General features: G+C 34.3%; 1 pseudogene. It reads right to left on the bottom strand.

Annotation, left to right across the window (positions count from 1 at the left end):
- Window positions 1-200: pseudogene (locus N8M09_RS10960) on the bottom strand (ISL3 family transposase); the annotation flags it as partial.
- Between the last annotated feature and the right edge of the window lie 124 nt (window positions 201-324).

The following is a 324-nucleotide window of genomic DNA, read 5'->3' as shown; positions in this document are numbered from 1 at the left end:
GTTGTTTCAAGGTAAGGAATCTTAGACGGTTTTTGGAAGTCATATTTCTTCATTTGACTTCCACATTCAGGACAAGATGGGGCCACATAATCCAGTTTGGCGATGATTTCCTTGTGGGTATATCTATTAACAACATCCATAATTTGGATATTAGGGTCTTTGATATCGAGCAGTTTTGTGATAAAATGTAATTGTTCCATATGAATCTTTCTAATGAGTTGTTTGGTCACTTTTCATTATAGATCTTATGGGACTTTTTTTCTACAACAAAATAGGCTCCATAATATCTATAGGGGATTTACCCACTACAAATATTATAGAGCC

The sequence above is a fragment of the Streptococcus mitis genome (assembly GCF_946190375.1).
In the GTDB taxonomy this organism is placed as follows: Bacteria; Bacillota; Bacilli; order Lactobacillales; family Streptococcaceae; genus Streptococcus; species Streptococcus mitis_CJ.
This window is presented reverse-complemented; position numbering and strand designations above follow the sequence as displayed.